The organism is Citrobacter gillenii, assembly GCF_013337685.1.
Classification (GTDB): domain Bacteria; phylum Pseudomonadota; class Gammaproteobacteria; order Enterobacterales; family Enterobacteriaceae; genus Citrobacter; species Citrobacter gillenii.
In genome coordinates, this window is record NZ_SUQN01000003.1 from 40,531 (window position 1) to 64,226 (window position 23,696).

The window sequence follows — 23,696 nt, forward strand, 5'->3', positions numbered from 1 at the left end:
ATTGTCCGTCTTTACAAATGGATGTTTATTGTTCTACCGCCATCAACCGTCGATATTCATCCCAGGCATACAAATCGGTCATCCCGCTGATATAATCCTGGATCAGGCGGCAGCGATAATAATATTCCAGTACCGGGTACTCGGCAGACGTCGGTGATATTTTACTGACCACTTCGACATAAGCAAGTCGATGGCGCGTAGAGAGCTTTTGAAATAATCGTGACTCAATGGGGAACTGTTTTAATCTTTCGTTTTGAACAAGTGTAGAAAAATCGGCAAGCGCCATCTTTAATAACGGCTGATAAATCTCCAGCAGGCCACTGATCACCCGATACCCCTGTAATTCCAGTTGCTCGACATCAGGATGGCTAAATACATGTTTCATCGCCACATTTTTATAGACTCCCAGCAATTGGCTGAAGCTGCTGGCGTCTTCTAACAGGGCGTGATTAAAGCTACCCTCAAAAATCTGCGGTAAATTATCAATAAAACGCTGCGCGGCGTAGGGCACAAGTTTATTTAGCGTGTTGACCCGCAAATACATAAAGAACTGATCTTCTGTACTACGACTTAATGTATTTGAGCGCGATTTTTCCCACGCGTTCTCCACGACCTGACTAAACAGGGAGCCTTTTTCATGTTGTCCCCAGGCCTCATACAGATGATGATACAGTTGCTCGACACTGAAGATTCTTTTCTCCACGGCATCTTCAAGATCGGCCACGCAATAAGAGATATCGTCAGCGGCTTCCATAATCCAGGTTAATGGAAAACGACTGTAAGGTGCTAATGATAACTCTTTACGTAACCGCTCAATATACGGTTCCTCGGAAAGGTAATAGCCCGGTTTCTTCATTAAATAGTTATGCGTTGCTGGCGTCTCTCCACGCCACCACGCCGGACGAGTATATTTTAAAATACCGCCGACCTGCGCCCACGTCAGATTCATTCGCATCAAAGTGTGCACAAGACGAATACCCTGCGCATTTCCTTCAAAATGGCACAGATCCTGACGCACCTTGCGGCGAATGTCATTGAGCGACTCTTCACCTTCACGCAAACGTAGCGCCGCGATCAGGCAGCGATCGTCGCTGAGAGGCTGGCTTTCCGCATCGGCGGGGAAAAGGCGCTGGCGAAACCAGTCGTTAATCGCCGCTTCACCAAAGTGACCAAACGGTGGATTACCGATGTCATGCATCAGGCAGGACATTTCGACCACGCTTTCAAAAGGACCGGTTAATTCATCCAGGCCGTACTGCTCTAACAGTTTTAGCTCTTTCAGTCGGCTGAGGATCTCTTTGGCGATGTAGCGCCCTACCTGCTGAACTTCCATCGAGTGCGTCAGACGTGTCCGCACTGCGGCGTTGCGCTCCAGCGGAAAGACCTGGGTTTTTTGCTGCAGTCGGCGGATAGCCGGAGAATTGATAATACGTCCACGATCGCTTTCGAAAATTCGCAGGATCTCATGCTCAGATTTTGCACCCTGCGGCGAACGGTAACGACGATGCCAGTTTATTTTTTTTCGAAAATCGATCTGTGCCATGTCCTCTCCCGCCTGAGAAATGCGCTACCCCTTAAGCGCATGATAGACTATGCCCTCAAATCTGGCTTATCGCGAGTAAATCTATGAAAATCGGCATCATTGGTGCAATGGAAGAAGAAGTTACGCTGCTGCGTGACAAAATCGAAAACCGTCAGACTATCACCCTTGGCGGTTGTGAAATTTACACCGGCCAACTGAACGGGACTGAGGTTGCGCTACTGAAATCGGGCATCGGTAAAGTGGCTGCGGCGCTGGGCGCCACGCTGCTGCTGGAACGCTGCAAACCGGATGCCATCATTAATACGGGTTCTGCGGGCGGCCTGGCTTCTACGCTGAAAGTCGGCGATATCGTAGTCTCTGACGAAGCGCGTTATCACGACGCCGACGTCACTGCATTTGGCTATGAATTCGGTCAGTTACCAGGCTGCCCGGCAGGTTTTAAAGCCGACCCTGCGCTTATCGCCGCAGCGGAATCCTGCATTGCAGAACTGAACCTTAACGCCGTTCGTGGTCTTATCGTTAGCGGCGACGCCTTCATTAACGGCTCTGTTGGCCTGGCAAAAATTCAGCATAACTTCCCGCAGGCGATTGCCGTAGAAATGGAAGCCACCGCGATTGCACATGTTTGCCATAACTTTAACGTTCCGTTCGTGGTGGTTCGTGCCATCTCCGACGTTGCCGATCAGCAGTCCCACCTGAGCTTTGACGAATTCCTGGTGGTTGCCGCGAAGCAGTCAAGCCTGATGGTCGAAACGCTGGTACAGAAACTGGCGCATGGCTAAATTCATCTCCAGGGCGCTGGTCGCCCTGCTTTTTACGCTTCCGGCGTGGCTTTATGCCGCTCCGCGTGTGGTTTCCCTCTCCCCTGCTAACACCGAACTTGCCTTTGCCGCCGGCATTACGCCCGTTGGCGTCAGCAGCTACTCAAATTATCCGCCCGAGGCCGAAAATATTGAAGAGGTCTCCACCTGGCAAGGCATGAATCTGGAACGCATCGTGGCGCTCAAACCGGATCTGGTCATCGCCTGGCGCGGAGGCAATGCCGAGCGGCAGGTGAATCAGCTAACCGCACTGGGGATTAAGGTTATCTGGGTGGATGCCGTCACCATCGAGCAGGTTGCCGACGCACTGCGCCAGTTGGCACCGTGGAGCCCCAAGCCTGAGCAAGCAAAACAGGCCGCGCAAACATTGCTTGATGAGTATGCTTTACTAAAATCTCAGTATGCCAATAAACCAAAAAAACGGGTGTTTCTCCAGTTTGGTGCAAATCCTCTGTTTACCAGTGGAAAAGGCTCCCTTCAACACCAGGTTCTTGAGGTATGCGGGGGAGAAAACATCTTTGCTGGCAGCCGGGTTCCCTGGCCACAGGTCAGCCGTGAACAAGTACTGGCAAGAGCCCCCCAGGCAATCGTCGCCACCGGTGGTTCGGGCGAAAATCTTAAAATTGAGCAATACTGGGGAGAACAGTTAAAAATCCCGGTTATTATCCTTAATAGTGACTGGTTTGAACGCGCGAGCCCGCGTATTATCCTCGCCGCAAAACAACTCTGTAATGCGCTTTCACAGATAAATTAGCGTCGGCCCCCCACCAGGTATGTTGTGAGGATTTAAGCATGCTCGTCTATTGGCTGGATATTGTCGGTACTGCGGTATTTGCTATCTCTGGCGTATTACTGGCCGGGAAATTACGTATGGATCCGTTCGGCGTTCTGGTCCTCGGGGTGGTTACCGCAGTCGGCGGCGGCACGATCCGCGATATGGCCCTGGATCATGGGCCGGTATTCTGGGTTAAAGATCCTACCGATCTGGTGGTTGCCATGATCACCAGCATGCTGACGATCGTATTGGTACGCCAGCCCAGACGTTTGCCTAAATGGATCCTTCCGGTGCTGGACGCCGTGGGTCTGGCGGTATTCGTCGGCATTGGCGTCAATAAGGCGTTCCTCGCCGGAACCGGTCCGCTGGTGGCGATTTGTATGGGGGTCATTACCGGCGTCGGCGGTGGGATCATACGCGACGTGTTGGCCCGTGAAGTGCCGATGATATTACGTACAGAAATCTATGCCACGGCCTGCATTATCGGCGGCATTGTTCACGCAACCGCGTTTTATACTTTCGCAATACCGCTGGAAAACGCCAGTATGATGGGGATGGTTGTCACGCTGGTTATTCGACTGGCCGCTATTCGCTGGCACTTAAAGCTACCGACATTTGCGCTGGATGATAACGGACGTTGATGTAACGATGCAGAACATGTAGGCCGGATAAGGCGTTTACGCCGCCATCCGGCACATTGCCCGGTGGCGCTACGCTTACCGGGCCTACACCATCAGACCATCGGTATTGCAGACAGCAATCAGATGCTGAAAGAAGAACCACACCCGCAGGTGCTTTTGGCGTTAGGGTTAGTCACCACGAAGCGGGAACCTTCCAGACCTTCGGTATAGTCAACCGCGCCGCCCACCAGATACTGCAGGCTCATCGGATCAACCACCAGGCCAACGCCCTGTTTCTCAATAGTCATATCGCCATCATTCACCTGATCATCAAAGGTGAAACCATACTGGAAACCGCTGCAACCACCACCGGTGATATATACGCGCAATTTCAGATTCGGGTTATCTTCGTCAGCGATCAGGCTTTTTACTTTATTGGCTGCTGCTTCAGTAAATTGCAGTGGCAGCGCTACATCATCACTCATATTTTGCTCCAAACGACATTGGCAATTGGGCAAATTATAACCCAATAGTTAAGGCCATTATCTAATACCCTGGTATTTCGTTCAAGTATTCTCGCCAGCGGCTGTACTCTGGCTTTTCGCCGCCTGCTCCGCTTCCTGTTTTGCCAGCGTACGGGCAAGGATAGTCGAGTATAGCGGCTTTCCGCCCATAAATTGGGCTAATAGTGTTGCGCCAAGACAGGTAATAATCATTGGCAAAATGAGCTGATAGTTATCGGTCATCTCCAGCACCAGCACGATGCCGGTGAGTGGCGCACGTACCGACGCCGCCAACAACGCCCCCATTCCGGCAATGGCAAACGTCCCAGCCTCCAGATGATACTGCGGAAATGAGGCCGCGGCCGCCATGCCGAACGCGGTACCGAGCAGTGTCCCCAGCGCCAGCATCGGGGCGAAAATCCCGCCCGGCGCACCGGATGAGAAGCACAGCAGCGTGGTGATAACCCGGGCAATAAAAATAAACAGCAGGATACCGACGCTGAAATTGCCCGCGGCGGCGATAGGAATCAGGTTGAACCCACCGCCTGCGGCTTCCGGTTTAATTAAGCCCAGGATCCCACACAGGCCGCCAATCGCCCCGCCCATCAGCACCCATTTTTTAATGTCACCACCGTGAAACCGCTGAAACATATCCTGGGTGCGTAACACCAGGGTATTGAACAACGGTCCGACACAGCCAAAAATAATCCCAAGGATCAGATACAGCCACAGGGTATTCACCGGCGCATTGGAGAGCTTCCCAACTTCAATAATCGGGGCCTCGCCGTTGAAAATACGAAACACAATGCTCGACATGATAACGCCGGTAAACACGGCTTTGATCGACACAAGGTTATAGCGAAACTGCGGACGCATCTCTTCCAGAATGAACAGGATGCCGGCCAGCGGCGCATTAAACGCCGCCGAAAGACCGGCAGCCGCACCGGTTGCCAGCAGGGTATGCCGCGCTTCAGCGCTGCGCATACGAAAGACATCCAGCACCATGCGCCCGATGTTACCGCCAATTTGCACCGTCGGCCCTTCACGACCGAGCACCATACCGGCCCCCAACGTCCCCATGCCGCCGATAAATTTTACCGGCAATACGCGCCACCAGCGCACCGGGCGCAGCTCTTCCAGCGCGCCTTCAATCTCAGGGATCCCCGAACCACCGGCCTCGGGTGCGAATTTACGCACCAGAAAATAGCCCACCATGGCCAGCAGCGCCGAGAGAATAAAGGCCAGCGGCCATACCAGAATGGCATGATCGGCAACCTGTACCAGTGCGCCAATGCGCAGGTTCTGTACCCAGGTGACAGATTTCTCAAACGCCACGCCCACCAGCCCGGTCACGGTGCCAACCACGGCCGCCATAAAGAGGATCGCCAGCGGTGTCTTGTCCCGATCAAGGAGTCGACGGATCTGATCCCTGCGCCGTAAACGCACAATTTGCTGTGCTTCAAAAGAGGGAGAGTCTGTTTTCATCGGATGATCATTAATTGGTAATACAAATACGGAGTCGGCATTCTACTCGCTCATTTTGTGAAAATCCCCTGCAAATCGTATTGTTTCCAATGCACAAAACTTTCATAACCTTCACTGAATAACTAGAATAGCCCGCATTCACTTTTTCTACGAACCAGGACCCCATCCATGAGTAAGTCTGAGAACCTCTACAGCGCAGCACGCGAACTGATCCCCGGCGGCGTTAACTCCCCTGTTCGCGCCTTTACCGGCGTGGGTGGTACTCCGCTGTTTATCGAAAAAGCAGATGGCGCGTATCTGTATGACGTCGATGGTAAAGCCTACATCGATTACGTCGGATCCTGGGGCCCGATGGTGCTGGGTCATAACCACCCGGCGATCCGCAATGCGGTGATCGAAGCCGCCGAGCGCGGTCTGAGCTTTGGTGCACCGACCGAGATGGAAGTCAAAATGGCGGCGCTGGTTACCGAGCTTGTACCCACCATGGACATGGTGCGTATGGTCAACTCCGGTACCGAAGCGACGATGAGCGCCATCCGTTTGGCGCGTGGCTTCACCGGGCGCGATAAAATCATCAAATTTGAAGGCTGCTATCACGGTCATGCCGACTGCTTGCTGGTAAAAGCAGGTTCCGGTGCGCTGACGCTGGGCCAGCCGAACTCACCGGGCGTTCCGGCAGATTTTGCCAAGCACACCCTGACCTGTACCTATAACGATCTCTCCTCGGTGCGGGCGGCATTCGAGCAGTATCCGCAGGACATTGCCTGCATCATCGTCGAGCCGGTCGCGGGCAACATGAACTGCATCCCGCCGCTGCCGGAATTCCTGCCTGGCCTGCGCGCACTGTGCGACGAGTTCGGTGCGCTGTTTATCATCGACGAAGTGATGACCGGTTTCCGCGTCGCGCTGGCTGGCGCGCAGGATTACTACGGCGTAGTGCCGGACCTGACCTGTCTGGGCAAAATCATCGGTGGTGGCATGCCTGTTGGCGCATTCGGCGGTCGTCGTGATGTGATGGACGCACTGGCACCTACCGGCCCGGTTTACCAGGCGGGAACGCTGTCCGGTAACCCGATAGCCATGGCAGCAGGATTCGCCTGTCTGAACGAAGTTGCTCAGCCGGGAATTCATGAGACCTTAGATGACCTCACCACGCGTCTGGCAGAAGGTCTGCTGGAAGCCGCTCAGGAAGCCAATATTCCGCTGGTGGTGAACCATGTGGGCGGGATGTTCGGGATTTTCTTCACCGATGCCGAAACCGTGACCTGCTATCAGGACGTGATGGCATGTGACGTTGAGCGCTTCAAGCGCTTCTTCCACATGATGCTGGATGAAGGTGTTTATCTGGCACCGTCCGCGTTTGAAGCGGGCTTTATGTCCGTGGCGCACAGCATGGAAGATATCAATAACACTGTCGACGCCGCGCGCCGGGTGTTTGCGAAGCTGTAAAAGATAACGTCCAGAAACAACGTAGGCCGGGTAAGGCGAAGCCGTCACCCGGCTTTTTTATTGCCGGATAGCGACGCAAAGCGTCTTATCCGGCCTACATGAAAGGGGTCCGTCCATAGGCCGCCATCCGGCAAACTCAGCGACTCTGCTTTCTCAACAAATAGATAAAATACGGCGCACCAATAAACGTCGACAGTAATCCCGCCGGGATCTGATACGGAAACAGCACCATTCGCCCGCACCAGTCGGCAAACACCAGCAACACGCCTCCCGCCAGCGCCGAGATGACCATATGCGGCATCGTGCGCCGGAAACCTAACATCCGCGCAATATGCGGCGCCATAAGCCCAACAAAGCTCAGCGGCCCGATGGTCATGGTGGCTGTCGCCGTCAGACCCGCAGCCAACATCAGTAACGCCACGCGCGACGGCGTCAATGCGATACCCACCGCCCGCGCAGTTTCTCCGCCCAGCGGTAAAATCGTTAACCAGCGACGGCACAGCGGCGTAACCGCCAGCAGAATCACCATCACGATCCCGGTCCGTAGCACCTGTTCGCCAGTGGCGTTGTAGGTCGAGCCGGAGATCCAGGTCAGCACGCTTGCCATCCGCGGATCGCCGCTGGCCTGCAACATCATCAGCAGCATCGTGAACGCGGTGCTGAGCGCCATCCCCGCCAGCAGCATGCGTTGCGGCGAGAAGCCGCCGCGCCCGGCGGCAATCATAATAATCAGCAGCGTTACCGCCGCCCCGAGACTTCCGGCGGGCAGCAGCCAGCCAAACGCATCACCCGGTACGAGGAACAGCATCAACACCACGCCAAACGCGGCACCGGAGCTAATCCCAAGGACTTCCGGACTGGCCATCGGGTTACCGGTCAGGCGCTGAATAATACAGCCCGCCACCGCCAGCATCACCCCGGCAATCATCGCCGCCAGAATACGCGGCCAGCGCCAGGGCATCAGTTCATCCAGCATTGCGCCGCTGGCCCAGGTCCAACCGTGGGCATCACGACCAAACGAGAGCGCCACGACGGCAGTCAGTAGCAATATCGCTCCACCCGCCAGCGCGAACATCAGCACGTTCTGACGTTCTGCTGCGACGTGGTTATTGGCATTCATATCCGGCGCGCTCATGCTGCGCAGGCGCGGCAGCAGCCACAGCAGCAGCGGCGCACCAATCAACGCGGTCACCGAACCGGTGGAGACTTCCATCCACACGCGGGTCAACCACAGAATAATTTGATCGGAAAGCCAGAGGATCAGGGCCCCAATCAGCGGGGCCAGCATCAGGCGCGCCAGCAAACGCCGTGCGCCGAGCATTTTCGCCAGCAGCGGGGCAAACAGGCCGATAAAGCCGATAATCCCCACCGCGTTAACCAGCAAGGCACTGAGCACAATCGCCAGCGTTAACGCCGCCAAACGCGCCAGCGACAGCGCCAGCCCGAGATTACGCGCTACCCCGTCATCCAGCCCCATCAGCGTCATTGGACGCAGTAACAGCAGGGTCAGCATCACGCCACCCAGCAGCTGTGGCCACAGACGCTGCACGCCGTTCCAGTCGGTTTGGGTGAGCGTTCCGCTGCTCCACATAAACATGCTTTGCAGCTGATCGTGGTGGAAGAGGACCATCAGCTGGTTAATCGCACCGCAGTACAGGCTGACCACCAGACCAGCGAGGATCAGCGTCACAGGTGACAAACGCTTGCCCCAGGCAACGCCAAACACCAGCGCCCCGACGATACACGCCCCGGCCAGCGCTGCGAATTGCGTGGTCAACGCGCCGGGAATGGCCCACAGCGTGGTGACCGTAATGCCCAGTTGCGCACCGGTTGCCACACCCAGCGTGGTCGGCTCCGCCAGCGGGTTACGTAACACCTGCTGAAACAGCACGCCAACCAGGCCCAATCCGGCACCGACCAGTAACGCAATCGCCAGTCGTGGCAGCAGGCTGTAATGGAAAACCATCTGTTCGATGGCGTCGATATTCGGTGACCAGATAGCCTGCTGCCACTGGTCACGCGGCAGGGCAATGGAGAAGTTAATCCAGGTCAGCCAGATCGCAACAATAAACAGCGCCACCAGCAGCAACGCCGGATGGCGGCCTCGTCTTATCCAGCCAACAACGCGCCCGAACCGTAGGCCGGATAAGGCGCTTTTAGCATCGCCGTCCGGCATTTCAAGTTTCCTGCTCACGCTTTGCCTCCCAGCGCAGTGTCCAGAATGCGGGCAAAATGCATCGCCGACAGCGTGGCGCCATAAAACCAGACCGCGGGTACCCGCTGAAAGCGACCGGCGCGAACAAACGGCATCGCCTGCCACAGCGGCGTGGACATCAGCGCGTCCATTTCTTTATCGTTACCATGATCGAAGCACAGCACATCAACATCTTTATACGCGGCAAGCCGGTCAATCCCCACGGCAGTGCTGCCCCAGAAGTTGGTTTCTCCCTGCCAGGCGTTAGGGATCCCGTATTCGTCCAGCACGTCCTGGAACAAACTGTTCGGGCCAAATACCAGCATATGCCGCGAGTCAAGCAGGGATGTCAGGAGCACGGGACGCGCGCCGCGGTGAATAAAGCGCGGTTTCAGGCTGGCAATCACGGTATCGTATTGCGCCAGATGACGTTCAGCAGCCGTTTGCAGATTCAGCAGTTGCGCCATCTCCTGCAACGACTGGCGAGCGACCGCCAGCGGTTTTTTGCCGTCGCTGAAGCTAAATCCGCGACCCGGCGCAATGCGCGCCAGTTTTTCTGGCGCGGGGCCATAGCCTGCCGACCAGACCATAAACGAGGGTTTCATTTCGGTCAGCAGTTCGAGATTGGGTTCTGTGCGTAACCCGACGTCAATCACCGAGTCCGGCAACGGGGGTTGATTGACCCACAGCCTGTAGTTAGGAACATCGGCGACGCCATAGGGAGTGATTCCCAGCGCCAGCAACAGTTCTACCGGCAACCATTCCAGTGCCACAATACGTTTTGGATCAACCGCCGCCGCCTGCGCCGAATTCATCTGCCAGAGCAGCGGTGACAGCGCCATCGCCGTTAATAAACGTCGACGGGTGATATGATGTAATCCGACCATTAATAGACAAAACTCACGGGTGCGGCACCGCCCGGATGCGGCAAAATGCCCATCGGGATGCCATAAATCAGTTCCAGGGTTTCACTGCGCATCAGCTCCGCGGGCGTTCCCTGAGCAATCATTTCGCCACCGCGTAGCGCCACCAGATAATCGCAGTAACGGGCCGCCATATTGATATCATGCAGTACGGCGATCACCGTCAGTCCGCGCTGCTGGCTTAAGCGGTGCACCAGCGCCAGTACATCAACCTGATGCGCGATATCCAGCGCCGAAGTCGGTTCGTCAAGCAGCAGGCAGCGACTGTCCTGCGCCACCAGCATGGCGATCCACGCGCGCTGACGCTCGCCTCCGGACAGGCTATCAACCAGTCGATGCGCCAGCGGCTTTAACCCCACAAGCGTGATCGCCTCTTCCACTTTTTCTCTGTCAGCCACGCCAAAGCGTCCCAACGCGCCGTGCCACGGATAGCGACCAATCGCCACCAGTTCACGCACCGTCATCCCTTCCGCCTGCGGCAACTGTTGCGGTAAATAGGCGACCTTACGGGCAAATGCTTTACTGTTCCAGCTCTCCAGCGGCTGCTCGTCGAGCAGGATTTCGCCGTCTGACGGCGGCTGATGACGTCCGAGCATTTTCAATAAGGTTGATTTACCGGAGCCGTTATGACCGATAAGACCGGTCACTTTTCCCACGGGAAACGTTAACGAGAGGGGATGTAAAAGCGTGCGGCCAGGCACACGAAAGGAGACGTTACTTAACGCAAAAGTGGTGTCGGGATGGGATCTGTTTTCCTGCATAGCGGCCAACTTGTAAAACGGGCACGCAAAGCGTGCCCAAAGAGAAATTAGAAACGGAAGGTTGCAGTTGCAACGACCTGACGTTCCGCGCCCCAGTAGCACGCGTATTCACTATAGCAACTGGAAACGTATTCACGATTAAACAGGTTATTGACGTTAACCGCAACGCTGGACCCCGCCATGCCGAAACGGGCCAGATCGTATTTGACCATGGCATCAGCAACGGTATAACCACCGACGTTAAACGCGTCATTTTTCTTCGCTGCGTCGTTTTTATAGTAGCTCACCGTTGAACCGGTGTAACGCACACCTGCGCCAACGGTCAGACCGCTCAGGGCAGTGTCATAGAACGTGTAGTCGGTCCACAACGATGCCTGATTACGCGGAACTTCTGCCGGGCGTTTACCTTTGAAGATAGTGTCCTCAGTATATTCCGCATCCGTGTAGCTATATGCCGCCGTGACGTTGATATTGGCATTGACTGCTGCTTTGGCTTCCAGCTCAATACCGCGTGAGCGAATTTCACCACTCTGAACGCTATACAACCCGGTTGGATCGTTCGGGTCTGATGTCAGGTTTTTATTTTTCGTCAGTTGATACACCGCTGCCGTCAGCACGACCGGCATATCCTTCGGTACATACTTCACACCGGCTTCGTACTGCTTACCGCGTGAAGGATCGAACGGTTTCCCTTCTTTCGTTGCACCGGAGGTCGGCTCGAAAGATTCGCTGTAACTGAAATACGGTGAAATACCGTTGTCAAACAGGTAGTTAATGCCACCACGCCAAGTAAACTGCTGATCGTTCACTTCTGCCAGAGAATTGCTGGAGCGGGTCAACGTAGAGGTTTTCGCAAAATCGTAGCGACCACCGAGCGTCAGCACCCACTTATCCCATTCCATCTGGTCCTGGGCATAAAGCCCGGTCTGCTCCATGCGGTTGAGCACAGCGTATTTCGCATACGGCCCACTCACATCGATATTCGGATTGCCATACTGTGGATCCTGCATATCCAGCGGATCGGCAGAACCATACAGAGCATTCACATCGTTACGCATACGTGAGTAATCAACGCCTGTCAGCAGGGTATGATCAACATCACCGGTCGCAAAAGCAGACTGCAATTGGGTATCAACGGTGAACGCGTTGAGATCTTCGTCAGAACGCACGTATTGGCGGTTAATCTTACCCGGTGCACTGTAACCGTAGCCATAAACAGAACGATAAAGCGTTTTCACCTGGTCATAACGCAGATTCTGGCGCACGGTGAAGGTATCGTTGAACGCATGCGAGAAGTTATAGCCCACCATCTGCTGGCGGCGCGCCATCTTGTTATCTTCTTCACCTTCGTTGAAATCGGTCGGCAGTTTGTGCGGATTGCCATTCGCATCGTAATACGGAACGAGTGTACCTTCACGCGGCAGCCAGCCATAGTATCCTGCGTACGGATCGTTCTGGAAGTTGCTCAGGAAAGTGAAATCGGTTTTGTCATCAGGACGCCAGCTAAACGCAGGTGCAATCGCGTAACGCGTTGATTTTGACATCTCTTGCTGAGAGTCCTGACTATTCCCTAACCCCGTCAGGCGGTATGACCACACGCCGTCATCATCGATAGCATCGCTAAAGTCGAACCCGGTTTGCCAGAGGTTGTTAGTCCCCATCTTAAACTGAACTTCTTTCAGTGGCTCCGTGGTCGGACGCTTGCTCACCATGCTGACAATACCGCCAGGGTTGCTATTGCCGTACAGCACTGATGTTGGCCCGCGCATCACTTCTACGCGTTCCAGGAAATATGGGTCCATCGACACTTCAGAATAGTTATTGCCCTGAAGTTTCATACCATCCAGATATTGGTTGGTATTGACGGTGGTAGGCGCGGTGAAACCACGAATCGTCACCACATCATAGGTGGTGGAACTACCACGCGTAGCAAAAACGCCGGGGGTGTAAGCAATCGCTTGTTTCACGGAAGCCGGCTGTTTGGTATCCATCTCTTCACGCGTCACGACCGAAACAGACTGTGGGGTCTTTTCGATAGGCGTATCAGTCTTGGTTGCCGTGGCGGAACGCTTGGCAGCGATGGTTGGAGCAGGTCCCCATGCGCTTTCTTGTGCGGCGGGTGCTGCGGTGACAGTGATGGTTTCTTCTTTTGGTTCAACCGCCGCCTGTGCATAGACAGACATGCCGCTAACCGCTGTGGCTACCAGCACTGCCATTTTACGCAGCGAGGAATTTGGCTGAGCAGTTTTATAACGCGCCATTGGTATATCTCTGATGAAAGTGAATGATAACGTAAACGAGAATTATTATTATAACGGCAGCATAATATTCGAAACGCTGGCGAGATAGCAAGCGATACACATCCCTACTAAAACTGAGGGGTCAAGAAATAACCAGATGAAAAGAAAGGGTTAATGAATTACGCTGAAATGTTGTTTGGTCGGAGTCTGGGATGAGAAAAGAAAAACCCGCCGAAGCGGGTTTTGGGAGAGATTAGTTACTGCCAAACATATCTTTGATCCAGCCTGCGACACCGTCGCCGTCTTTCTTCTCTTGCTGCGGCGGTTGTTGCTGTTGCTGCTGTTGAGGCTGCTGCGGCGGCGTTGACTGATCAAACGGATTGCCAGACTGTTGCAGCATCTCACCTTGCTGACACAGCGAATCCGGATCGCTGGTCCACACCGGGAGCGTACGCATCCCGCCGCTGCACACGAAGTTGCCGTCGTAATCCACGCCCATGTCGACAATATCTTCCGGCGGCGTCAGCGTTAACGGCGTTGGCGTCTGGTTTGCCAGATAGCGCTGGTAAATCGACATCGCCCCGCTCGCACCGTACAACTTGGTAGGCTGGTTGTTATCGCGACCCACCCAGGTAATGGTCACCTGACTGCCGTCAATACCGGCGAACCAGGTATCAACGTTGTTGTTGGTGGTCCCGGTTTTCCCCGCCAGATGCAGCCCCGGATACTTCGCGCCAAGCTGACGGCCGGTACCGCGTTGCACCACCTGCTGCATGGTCCACAGCGTCATATACGCGGCCTGTGCTGGCACAGCGCGTTCGGCCTGCGGGAAGCTTTGATACAACACCGTACCGTCTTCGGCAATTACCGAGCGCAACGCTGATAACGGCGCGCGGTTACCGCCGCTGGCGATGGTCTGGAACGCCTGCGCCACTTCAATTGGCGTCAGGTTCAATGCCCCCAGCAGCATAGCTGGCACCGGGTGCAGCTGATCTTTCGGCGCGCCCAGTTTTTCCCAGGTCTCGGTGACCGCTGGCAGCCCCAGCGCCATGCCCAGATTGACGGTCGGCACGTTCATGGAACGGGTTAACGCATCCACCAGCATCACTTTACCGCTTTCGCTGTAGCGACGGTCATCGTTTTGCGGGGACCACACCTGACCGTTTGGCTGACGCAGCGCAATCGGCGCATCGGCAATCCAGGTATTGAGGCGGTACAGCTTCGGCTGGCTCAGGGCGGTCAGATAGGTCGCGGGCTTCGCCAGAGAACCAATTGAACGACGCGCCTGCATAGCACGGTTGTAGCCTGCGAACTGCGGCTCCGACCCACCGACCATGGCGCGAACCTCACCACTAAAGCGGTCCACTACCACAATCGCCGTTTCCAGATCGCTCAGCTTACGCTGTTTCTTCAGCACCGGAATGCCTTCCACCGCCGCTTTTTCTGCGGCGTCCTGCGCCACGGAATCAAAGGTGGTGAAAATCTTCACGCCGGAAAGATCTTTAACTTTGTCGCCCAGCTTCGCCTGTAGCTCCTGACGCACCATCTGCATAAACGCGGGCTGTGGAGAGATCACCCCACCGCGCGGCTGCACGCCTAGCGGACGCGCACTCAACATTTCATACAGTTCCTGGTCGATAATCTGCTGCTGTTGCAGAAGACGCAGCACCAGGTTACGTCGCTCCAGCGCCAGTTTCGGGTTACGCCACGGGTTGTAGATCGACGCCCCTTTCACCATCCCCACCAACAGCGCCTGCTGATCGAGGCTCAACTCTTCAACCGGACGGCCAAAGTAATACAGGCTCGCCAGCGGGAAGCCGCGGATCTCGTTGTCGCCGCTCTGGCCGAGATAGACTTCGTTCATGTACAGCTCAAGGATCCTGTCCTTGCTGTAACGGGCATCCATCAACACGGCCATGTACGCTTCGTTGGCTTTACGCCAGTAAGAACGTTCGCTGGAGAGGAACAGGTTTTTCACCAGCTGCTGGGTCAGCGTACTGGCGCCCTGCACCGTGCGACCTGCCGTCAGGTTCGCCAGCACCGCACGACCAATGGAATACAGGCTAATGCCGTCATGCTCGTAGAAATGACGATCTTCGGTTGCCAGCAGCGTGTCCACCAGCAGATCCGGGAAACCGCTACGCGCCACGAACAGACGCTGCTCGCCATTTGCCGAAGAGAGCATGGTGATCAGGCGTGGATCGAGACGGAAGAAACCGAACTGGCGGTTGTTATCCAGATTCTCGATGGTGTCCAGATGATCGCCGTCAAAGGTCAGACGCGCACGCACCTGCCCTTCTTTACTGTCCGGGAAGTCAAACGGACGACGGATCATCTCAATGCTGTTCGCCTGCACGGTAAACTCACCGGGCCGCGTCATCTTCGAGACCTGACGATACTGCGTAGCCTCCAGCAGCTTCACCATCTCTTTTTTGCCGATGGGCATTTCTGGCTCGAGGTTAACCATCCGGCCATACACGGCCGCAGGCAGCTGCCAGACTTTGCCATCAATACGGCTACGGATTTTTTGATCCAGATAGACGCCGTAAATGGCAATCAGCACCAAAAAGACAATCGACAGTTTTACCAGCAGCCAGAACCAGCCGCGTTTACCACGAGGCTTACGCCCTTTGCCTTTACCTTTACGCGGCATCGGTTCTTCATCCTCATAGTCATCATCATAATCGTCGTCATACTCATCATCTCTGAGCTGACGACGGCTCACCTTTTGTTTCGCCGGACGCGTCGGTTTCCCTTTACGTCCAATTGGCTCGCGGTCATTCCCCGCCATGCTTTTTCTCCGCAACATTCAGGCGTAAAGGCCTGATTCTCTGTTCTTCCGTCAAGCGACAGAAGAAGAAATCTCTCAATTTTTTTGCCTGATGGCGCTTCGCTTATCAGGCCTACCACTACAACTCATGAATACTTTTTGGTGCGCCGCGTCGGCGCGGTATTCGCCGGGTCGTCCGGCCAGACATGTTTGGGATAACGCCCTTTCATCTCTTTTTGCACCTCACGGTACGCCCCCTGCCAGAACGCGCTCAAATCACGGGTGATTTGCAGCGGTCGCTGCGCCGGGGAGAGCAGTTCCAGCACCAGCGGGACGCGCCCCTGTGCGAGGGTCGGCGTATTGGCCTCGCCAAACATTTCCTGCATCCGGACCGCCAGCGCCGGTGGGTTATCCTCGTGATAGCGAATGGCTATCCGGCTTCCCGTCGGCACAGTGTAATGTGTGGGCAATTCACTATCCAGACGTTGCAGCATTGACCAGTCCAGTAACCCGCGCAATGCCTGGCCCACATTTACTGCTTTAAGCGCGCGTAAAGCGTGCACACCGCTCATATGCGGCAGCAGCCAACTCTCCAGCGTCGCCAGCAACGACGCGTCGTCCATGGCAGGCCAGTCGTATTCCGGTAGCCATTTTGCCGCACATTGCAGACGCAGTCGGAACTGCTCTGCTTCCGGCGTCCAGTTGAGCACACTTAGCCCTTTATCGCGAATACCATTCAGCATCGCCTGATGCAGTTCCTCTTCCGAGGGTTTGGCCAGCGGCTGCACTTTTAGCGTCAACTGACCTACCTGCGTGCGGCGCAATGCCTTTAGTGTCCCCTGATTTTCATCCCATTCGATAGTGTCGGACTGCTGCAGCAACTCAGGAGATGATTGTATCAGCGCATCGATATCCAGCGGCAGGGCCAGCAAAATACGCGCATCCGGCGAGGCGCTGCCTTGCAGCAATAAAGGCGCAATAATCCATTCATGACGCCCTGATGCGTCGTCGGCATCCAGCATCGCCCCCATCCCGTTAGCCAGCTGATACCGCCCCTCCTGACCACGACGTCGGGCAATGCGATCGGCGAAAGCCGAAGCCAGTAACGGGGCGATCAGCGCGCTATCAGACTGCCCACCTCGAATGTTCAGGCGCTTCAGCAATTGCTGGCTACGCTGCTGCCAATTCGGCTGATTGCGTGAAAACGCCACCGTCAGATCGGTACTGCCACCGCGCGGGGGCTCTTCGAGAATCGCCGCCAGTTTTGCTGCCGTTGCCGCTTCATTGTCATCTGTGGCACGGACCAGCATCGCCGCCAGACGCGGATCGTTGCCGAGCGCCGCCATTTTCTGCCCCGCCGCACTGAGCCTGTCGCCCTCAAGTGCGCCCAGCATGTGTAGCAGCCGTTTTGCCGCCTGCAAATTGACCGTCGGCGGCCTATCCAGCCAGCTTAACTGCGCTGGGTCAGTGCATCCCCATTGCAGCAACTCCATTAGCAAGCCGGACAAGTCGCTTTGCAGCATCTCCGGCTCGCCCTGCGCCGCCGCTCTTTCGGCCTGCTCTTTCGCCAGCAGATGCAGGCAAATACCGGGTTCCAGACGGCCTGCTCGCCCGGCTCGCTGGGTCATCGACGCCTGGCTAATACGCTGGGTAATCAGGCGCGTCAAACCGGTGCGCGGGTCGTAACGCGCCACGCGCTCCTGCGCACAGTCCACCACCAGCCGGATACCTTCGATAGTTAAACTGGTCTCGGCAATATTGGTGGCCAGCACCACTTTGCGCGAGCCTGGCGGCGCGGGCAAAATCGCCTGACGCTGTTCGGTAAGCGATAACGCACCGTATAGCGGGCAAAGCAGAACATCATTACCTACGCGCGAGGTCAGCTGTTCCTGCACTCGCTGAATCTCCCCCACGCCCGGTAAAAAAAGCAGCAACGAGCCGCTTTCCTGGCGCAATAGCTCCGCCGTTGCCACCGCCACAGCTTCATCAAAGCGCTGATGCGCCGCCAGCGGCTGATAGCGTCGTTCTACGGGAAAGGCGCGGCCTTCAGAGACAATCGTCGGCGCATCGGGCAACAGCTGCTGTAAACGCCCGTTATCCAGCGTTGCCGACATGATCAGCAGTTTTAAATCATCCCGCAGCCCTTGCTGTACATCCAGCAATAGCGCCAGCGCCAGGTCAGCCTGCAAGCTGCGCTCATGAAATTCGTCGAGGATCACAAGGCTAACGCCGTTTAGCTCGGGATCGCGTTGGATCATGCGCGTGAGCACACCTTCTGTTACCACTTCGAGCCGGGTATGCGGTCCAACGCAGTGTTGAGCACGCATGCGGTAGCCCACGGTCTCACCGGTTTTTTCGTTCAGCAACTCGGCCAGACGCTGCGCCACGTTGCGGGCCGCCAGACGACGCGGCTCCAGCAGAATAATCCGCCCCTGAATGCCGTTGTGCGCAAGAAGCTGCAACGGCAGCCAGGTCGATTTCCCGGCGCCGGTCGGTGCGGTCAGCAGAACCTGCGGTGAGGTATCAAGGGCGGTAAGCAGTTCAGGCACTACGGCGGCAACGGGCAACGTCGTCACAAATGGCTCCAGAGGGTTAACATTCTTCGCGCTGCATTGTAGCATCGCGTTAATTCATAACCGAGTATCCATCATGTCTGAGCCAAAAAGGCTGTTCTTTGCCATTGAATTGCCAGCCGAGGTTCGGGAGCAGCTTATCCACTGGCGAGCCGCACAGTTCCCGCCTGAAGCGGGTCGCCCCGTCGCGGCTGACAATCTGCACCTGACACTGGCCTTTTTAGGCGAGGTCAGCGCTGAGAAGCAGCAGGCGCTGTCACAACTTGCCGGGCGTATTCGCCAGCCGGGTTTTACGCTAACACTGGATGACGCCGGACAATGGCTGCGCTCACGCGTGGTCTGGCTAGGAATGCGCCAGCCGCCACGCGGGCTGTTGCAATTGGCGAGTATGCTGCGGGCGCAGGCCGCGCGCAGCGGGTGTTACCAAAGCCCACAGCCGTTTCATCCGCATATCACACTGTTGCGCGATGCCGGCCATGCGGTCACGATCCCGCCGCCGGGTTTTTGCTGGTCATTTCCGGTCACCGAGTTTGCGCTTTACGCCTCTTCATTTGCACGCGGTCGCACACGCTACACGCCACTACAGCGCTGGACGCTTGGCGAAAAATAAAAGGACATTTCCATGGAATTTTCTCCGCCACTTCAGCGCGCGACTTTAATTCAGCGCTACAAGCGTTTTTTAGCGGATGTGATCACACCCGACGGTACAACCTTAACGCTACACTGCCCGAATACCGGCGCGATGACCGGATGCGCTACACCGGGTGACACCGTCTGGTATTCAACATCAGAAAATACTAAACGGAAATACCCGCATACCTGGGAATTAACGCAAACCCAATCCGGTGCGTTTATTTGTGTTAACACCCTGTGGGCTAACAGATTAACGAAAGAAGCTATTCAGAATGCGTTAATTTCAGAACTTTCGAACTACAGCATATTGAAAAGTGAAGTAAAATACGGCGCCGAAGGCAGCCGCATTGATTTTTTGTTACAGGCGGATTCCCGCCCTGACTGCTATATTGAAGTGAAATCAGTCACGTTGGCGGAAAAAAATCAGGGTTATTTTCCCGATGCCATCACTGAACGAGGTCAGAAACATCTTCGGGAATTGATGAGCGTAGCGGCCGAAGGCAAGCGAGCGGTGATATTTTTCGCAGTGCTGCATTCAGCCATTACACATTTTTCACCCGCGCGCCATATCGATGCAAAATATGCGCAATTATTAGTCGAAGCACGGCTTAAGGGGGTAGAAATTCTGGTATATAAAGCGGAACTTTCTGCCCACGGAATGACTCTTAAAGAGCCATTAGCCATTACGTTGTAATGGCATATACAAACGGGTTAATTAGTATTCTGGCCGCGTGCGCAAATACGCTTTTCCTCACAGGGTTGTCAAGTGTAACGTTTAGATAATTGCTATCCGGAAAAGCATCTGCTATTTATAGCGACCTGATTTTTCCCCCGAACATGGGGATCGATAGTGCGTGTTAAGGAGAAGCAACATGCAAGAAGGGCAAAACCGTAAAACATCGTCCCTGAGTATTCTCGCCATCGCTGGGGTGGAGCCGTACCAGGAGAAACCGGGCGAAGAGTATATGAACGAAGCCCAGCTGTCGCACTTCAGGCGTATTCTTGAAGCATGGCGTAATCAACTCAGGGATGAAGTCGATCGCACTGTGACTCATATGCAGGATGAAGCAGCTAACTTCCCCGATCCGGTTGACCGTGCCGCACAGGAAGAAGAGTTCAGCCTTGAGCTGCGTAACCGTGACCGTGAGCGCAAACTGATCAAAAAGATCGAGAAGACGCTGAAGAAAGTAGAAGACGAAGATTTCGGCTACTGCGAATCATGCGGCGTAGAAATTGGTATTCGCCGTCTGGAAGCGCGTCCGACAGCCGATCTGTGCATCGACTGCAAAACGCTGGCTGAGATTCGCGAAAAACAGATGGCAGGTTAATCCCGTCATTTGTACCACGTTGACTACAGGCGGGAGTTTCTCCCGCCTTCTTCTTTTATGCTATCCACCGACATGACTGACAAACGCTATATTGGCCGTTTCGCCCCATCCCCTTCCGGCGAACTGCATTTTGGTTCATTGATTGCCGCTCTCGGCAGCTACCTACAGGCTCGCGCACAGCACGGGATCTGGTGGGTGCGCATTGAAGATATCGATCCCCCTCGTGAAGTTCCCGGTGCTGCAGATACGATTCTGCGTCAGCTGGAACATTACGGACTGCACTGGGATGGCGAGGTACTGTGGCAATCTCAGCGCCATGACGCGTACCGTGAAGCGCTGGCCTGGTTACAAGAGCAGGATCTGAGCTATTACTGCACCTGCACCCGTGCCCGTATTCAGAGTATTGGCGGCATTTACGACGGTCACTGTCGCACATTACGCCACGGACCGGACCACGCGGCGGTGCGTATCAAGCAACGCCACCCGGTCATGCAGTTTAACGACCGACTGCGCGGCGAGATTCAGGCCAACCCTCAGCTTGCTCGGGAAGATTTTGTCATCCACCGACGCGATGGGCTGTTTGCCTATAACCTGGCGGTGGTGGTTGATGACCATTTTCAGGGCGTGACGGAAATCGTGCGTGGCGCGGATCTTATCGAGCCCACAGTGCGCCAAATTTCGCTGTATCAGCAGTTTGGCTGGCCGGTACCGGACTATATTCATCTCCCGCTGGCGCTCAATGAACACGGGGCTAAACTTTCTAAGCAGAATCATGCGCCTGCCCTGCCGCAAGGCGATCCGCGCCCTGTTCTCATCGACGCGTTGCGCTTCCTCGGACAAGACATAGCAATACCGTGGCAAGCGCTAAGCGTGGAAGAATTACTGCAAACTGCGGTGCAAAATTGGGTGCTTACGACGGTGCCGGGTTCAGTGAATGTAAATCCGGCATTCTCAAATGCCTCTTGCTGAGCTATGATTAGCCGCTATTTTTACACAGCAACACTTGTTCTGACTGAAGTTTGACACTACCGAGGTGTACTATTTTTACCCGAGTCGCTAATTTTTGCCGCAAGGTGCTAAGCCGCGAGGAGCGCGAGGCCGAGCTTGCCGTCGCCCGTCCACATATGACGGTAATCCCGCGTGAGCAGCACTCTATCTCCCGCAAAGATATCAGTGAAAATGCCCTGAAGGTAATGTACAGGCTTAATAAGGCTGGATACGAGGCATGGCTGGTCGGCGGGGGCGTACGCGATCTTTTGCTGGGCAAAAAGCCGAAAGACTTTGATGTCACGACCAACGCGACCCCCGATCAGGTTCGGAAACTGTTCCGTAACTGCCGTCTGGTAGGACGTCGTTTCCGTCTGGCCCATGTGATGTTTGGCCCGGAAATTATCGAAGTGGCAACCTTTCGCGGACACCATGAAGGCAGCGAAGCCGACCGTGCAACCTCACAGCGCGGTCAAAATGGTATGCTGCTGCGTGACAACATCTTCGGTTCCATCGAAGAAGATGCGCAACGCCGCGATTTCACCATTAACAGCCTTTACTATAGCGTAGCGGATTTTACCGTTCGCGATTACGTCGGCGGGATGCAGGATCTGGAAGACGGCGTCATTCGCCTGATCGGTAATCCTGAAACTCGCTATCGTGAAGATCCCGTGCGTATGCTACGCGCCGTCCGCTTTGCAGCAAAACTCGACATGCGTATCAGCCCGGAAACCGCCGAGCCGATCCCACGTCTGGCAACCTTGCTGAACGATATTCCGCCGGCACGCCTGTTTGAAGAAGCCCTTAAACTGTTACAGGCGGGCTACGGCTACGAAACTTATAAGAAACTGCGCGAGTACAGCCTGTTCCAGCCGCTGTTCCCGACCATTACCCGCTATTTCACCGAAGAAGGTGACAGCGCAATGGAACGCATTATTGCCCAGGTACTGAAGAACACCGATACCCGTATCCACAACGATATGCGTGTCAATCCGGCGTTCCTGTTTGCCGCCATGTTCTGGTACCCGCTGCTGGAAGCCGCGCAGAAAATTGCTCAGGAAAGCGGTCTGGCCTACTACGATGCTTTCGCTCTGGCGATGAACGACGTGCTGGACGAAGCGTGCCGCTCGCTGGCGATTCCTAAACGCCTGACATCGCTCACCCGCGATATCTGGCAGCTTCAGTTACGCATGTCCCGTCGTCAGGGAAAACGCGCCTGGAAGCTGATGGAGCATCCGAAATTCCGCGCAGCCTACGATTTACTGGCGCTGCGTGCCGAAGTGGAAAACAACGCCGAACTGCAGCGTCTGGCGCAGTGGTGGGGCGAATTCCAGGTTTCCGCGCCACCAGAGCAAAAAGGCATGCTGAACGAGCTGGATGAAGAGCCAGACGCACGCCGTCGCCATCGTCGTCCGCGTAAACGTGCGCCGCGCCGCGAGGGAAGTGCGTGACCCATCGCGTATACCCAACGGATTTCGGGTTGCATCAAGACGGCGACACAGCGAATGCCCTGGAGCGTACATCAGTACGTGACAGGGATGAGCGAGGAAAGCCAACACAGATGCAGCCAGAAAGACGACGGGTATATATCGCACTCGGCAGCAATTTAGCCTCTCCGCTGGAACAGGTTAATGCTGCCGTACAGGCACTGGGAGAAATCCCGGACAGCCGGATCGTCGCCGTATCCTCCTTCTACCGCACGCCACCATTGGGTCCTCAGGATCAACCTGATTACCTGAACGCTGCCGTTGCGCTGGAAACCACGCTCGCGCCTGAAGAGTTGCTCAACCACACGCAGCGTATCGAGTTGCAGCAAGGGCGAGTACGGAAAGCCGAACGCTGGGGTCCGCGCACGTTGGATCTCGACATCATGTTGTTTGGCAACGACGTGATTAATACCGACCGTCTGACCGTTCCGCATTACGATATGAAAAACCGGGGCTTTATGCTGTGGCCGCTGTTTGAAATCGCGCCGGAACTGACTTTCCCGGACGGTACCCGTCTGCATCAGCACCTCACCCTCCTTGGCGCAGAAAAACCTGCCCACTGGTAAATTTTCCCCTCCCCTTTAGCGTTTACTGCTTTCGCGCC

The 23,696-nt window shown here is 55.5% G+C and carries 19 protein-coding genes and 1 pseudogene; 10 read left to right on the plus strand and 10 right to left on the minus strand.

What is annotated here, in order from left to right; all coding sequences use genetic code 11:
- Nucleotides 1–25 precede the first annotated feature (25 nt).
- The gene (dgt, locus tag FCH32_RS07560) at nucleotides 26–1,543 is read right to left on the minus strand and encodes a dGTPase (protein ID WP_115259411.1); all 1,518 of its coding nucleotides are present in this window, start codon (nucleotides 1,541–1,543) and stop codon (nucleotides 26–28) included.
- Between the two features lie 83 nt (nucleotides 1,544–1,626).
- Between dgt and mtnN the strand changes: the two genes are divergently transcribed.
- From mtnN to FCH32_RS07575, 3 genes are read left to right on the plus strand one after another with little or no spacing between them, the layout of a single operon-like run.
- Nucleotides 1,627–2,325 carry a 5'-methylthioadenosine/S-adenosylhomocysteine nucleosidase gene (mtnN, locus tag FCH32_RS07565; RefSeq protein ID WP_135323092.1) on the plus strand — a complete coding sequence of 233 codons (699 nt, stop codon included), beginning with the start codon at nucleotides 1,627–1,629 and terminating at the stop codon, nucleotides 2,323–2,325.
- Nucleotides 2,318–3,118, plus strand: a complete 801-nt coding sequence (gene btuF / locus FCH32_RS07570) for a vitamin B12 ABC transporter substrate-binding protein BtuF (protein WP_117342287.1) — start codon at nucleotides 2,318–2,320, stop codon at nucleotides 3,116–3,118. Before mtnN ends, btuF begins: the two co-directional genes overlap by 8 nt.
- A 38-nt stretch (nucleotides 3,119–3,156) precedes the next feature.
- Nucleotides 3,157–3,780: a TRIC cation channel family protein gene (locus tag FCH32_RS07575; protein ID WP_135912565.1), complete on the plus strand. Its 624-nt coding sequence runs from the start codon at nucleotides 3,157–3,159 to the stop codon at nucleotides 3,778–3,780.
- Between the two features lie 119 nt (nucleotides 3,781–3,899).
- Here FCH32_RS07575 and erpA read toward each other — a convergent pair whose 3' ends face one another.
- The 3 genes and pseudogenes from erpA to clcA all read right to left on the minus strand — a co-directional run bounded on the left by erpA (nucleotide 3,900) and on the right by clcA (nucleotide 5,747).
- A complete protein-coding gene (erpA, locus tag FCH32_RS07580) occupies nucleotides 3,900–4,244 on the minus strand; it encodes an iron-sulfur cluster insertion protein ErpA (protein WP_003018581.1) in 345 nt (114 codons plus the stop codon).
- Nucleotides 4,237–4,302 (minus strand): annotated as a pseudogene (yadW, locus tag FCH32_RS23115) (small protein YadW). The gene erpA and the pseudogene yadW overlap by 8 nt, the downstream one beginning before the upstream one ends.
- Nucleotides 4,303–4,325: 23 nt before the next feature.
- On the minus strand, nucleotides 4,326–5,747 hold the full coding sequence (gene clcA, locus FCH32_RS07585) for a H(+)/Cl(-) exchange transporter ClcA (RefSeq protein ID WP_135912566.1): 1,422 nt from the start codon (nucleotides 5,745–5,747) through the stop codon (nucleotides 4,326–4,328).
- A 168-nt stretch (nucleotides 5,748–5,915) separates the two neighbouring features.
- Between clcA and hemL the strand changes: the two genes are divergently transcribed.
- On the plus strand, nucleotides 5,916–7,196 hold the full coding sequence (gene hemL / locus FCH32_RS07590; protein WP_096758253.1) for a glutamate-1-semialdehyde 2,1-aminomutase: 1,281 nt from the start codon (nucleotides 5,916–5,918) through the stop codon (nucleotides 7,194–7,196).
- A gap of 136 nt (nucleotides 7,197–7,332) precedes the next feature.
- On the opposite strand, the gene fhuB is transcribed toward hemL, so the two are convergent.
- The 6 genes from fhuB to hrpB all read right to left on the minus strand — a co-directional run bounded on the left by fhuB (nucleotide 7,333) and on the right by hrpB (nucleotide 18,660).
- Nucleotides 7,333–9,372: a Fe(3+)-hydroxamate ABC transporter permease FhuB gene (fhuB, locus tag FCH32_RS07595; RefSeq protein WP_174360815.1), complete on the minus strand. Its 2,040-nt coding sequence runs from the start codon at nucleotides 9,370–9,372 to the stop codon at nucleotides 7,333–7,335.
- 14 nt (nucleotides 9,373–9,386) lie between these two features.
- On the minus strand, nucleotides 9,387–10,277 hold the full coding sequence (fhuD, locus tag FCH32_RS07600) for a Fe(3+)-hydroxamate ABC transporter substrate-binding protein FhuD (protein WP_135912567.1): 891 nt from the start codon (nucleotides 10,275–10,277) through the stop codon (nucleotides 9,387–9,389).
- Complete coding sequence (gene fhuC, locus FCH32_RS07605) at nucleotides 10,277–11,074, minus strand: Fe3+-hydroxamate ABC transporter ATP-binding protein FhuC (protein WP_096758256.1); 798 nt, start codon at nucleotides 11,072–11,074, stop codon at nucleotides 10,277–10,279. The genes fhuD and fhuC overlap by 1 nt, the downstream gene beginning before the upstream one ends.
- Before the next feature lie 47 nt (nucleotides 11,075–11,121).
- Entirely contained in the window at nucleotides 11,122–13,335 is a 2,214-nt protein-coding gene (gene fhuA / locus FCH32_RS07610; protein ID WP_115259418.1) for a ferrichrome porin FhuA, read from the minus strand.
- A 232-nt stretch (nucleotides 13,336–13,567) separates the two neighbouring features.
- Complete coding sequence (gene mrcB / locus FCH32_RS07615; protein WP_115259419.1) at nucleotides 13,568–16,105, minus strand: bifunctional glycosyl transferase/transpeptidase; 2,538 nt, start codon at nucleotides 16,103–16,105, stop codon at nucleotides 13,568–13,570.
- 125 nt (nucleotides 16,106–16,230) lie between these two features.
- Nucleotides 16,231–18,660 carry an ATP-dependent helicase HrpB gene (hrpB, locus tag FCH32_RS07620; protein WP_174360712.1) on the minus strand — a complete coding sequence of 810 codons (2,430 nt, stop codon included), beginning with the start codon at nucleotides 18,658–18,660 and terminating at the stop codon, nucleotides 16,231–16,233.
- A 73-nt stretch (nucleotides 18,661–18,733) separates the two neighbouring features.
- Here hrpB and thpR point away from each other — a divergent pair, with 73 nt between their 5' ends.
- From thpR to folK, 6 genes are all read left to right on the plus strand, one after another.
- Nucleotides 18,734–19,267 (plus strand): RNA 2',3'-cyclic phosphodiesterase, encoded by a 534-nt coding sequence (gene thpR / locus FCH32_RS07625; protein ID WP_096758260.1) that lies wholly within the window; start codon nucleotides 18,734–18,736, stop codon nucleotides 19,265–19,267.
- A 12-nt stretch (nucleotides 19,268–19,279) separates the two neighbouring features.
- A complete protein-coding gene (gene sfsA / locus FCH32_RS07630) occupies nucleotides 19,280–19,984 on the plus strand; it encodes a DNA/RNA nuclease SfsA (protein WP_117342293.1) in 705 nt (234 codons plus the stop codon).
- Nucleotides 19,985–20,162: 178 nt separating this feature from the next.
- The gene (gene dksA, locus FCH32_RS07635; RefSeq protein ID WP_003829221.1) at nucleotides 20,163–20,618 is read left to right on the plus strand and encodes an RNA polymerase-binding protein DksA; all 456 of its coding nucleotides are present in this window, start codon (nucleotides 20,163–20,165) and stop codon (nucleotides 20,616–20,618) included.
- A gap of 72 nt (nucleotides 20,619–20,690) precedes the next feature.
- Nucleotides 20,691–21,587, plus strand: coding sequence for a tRNA glutamyl-Q(34) synthetase GluQRS (gene gluQRS / locus FCH32_RS07640; RefSeq protein WP_117342439.1), 897 nt, complete (start codon nucleotides 20,691–20,693; stop codon nucleotides 21,585–21,587).
- A 71-nt stretch (nucleotides 21,588–21,658) separates the two neighbouring features.
- The gene (pcnB, locus tag FCH32_RS07645; protein ID WP_207119307.1) at nucleotides 21,659–23,056 is read left to right on the plus strand and encodes a polynucleotide adenylyltransferase PcnB; all 1,398 of its coding nucleotides are present in this window, start codon (nucleotides 21,659–21,661) and stop codon (nucleotides 23,054–23,056) included.
- 110 nt (nucleotides 23,057–23,166) lie between these two features.
- Nucleotides 23,167–23,658 carry a 2-amino-4-hydroxy-6-hydroxymethyldihydropteridine diphosphokinase gene (gene folK, locus FCH32_RS07650; RefSeq protein WP_174360816.1) on the plus strand — a complete coding sequence of 164 codons (492 nt, stop codon included), beginning with the start codon at nucleotides 23,167–23,169 and terminating at the stop codon, nucleotides 23,656–23,658.
- The last annotated feature ends 38 nt before the right edge of the window (nucleotides 23,659–23,696 follow it).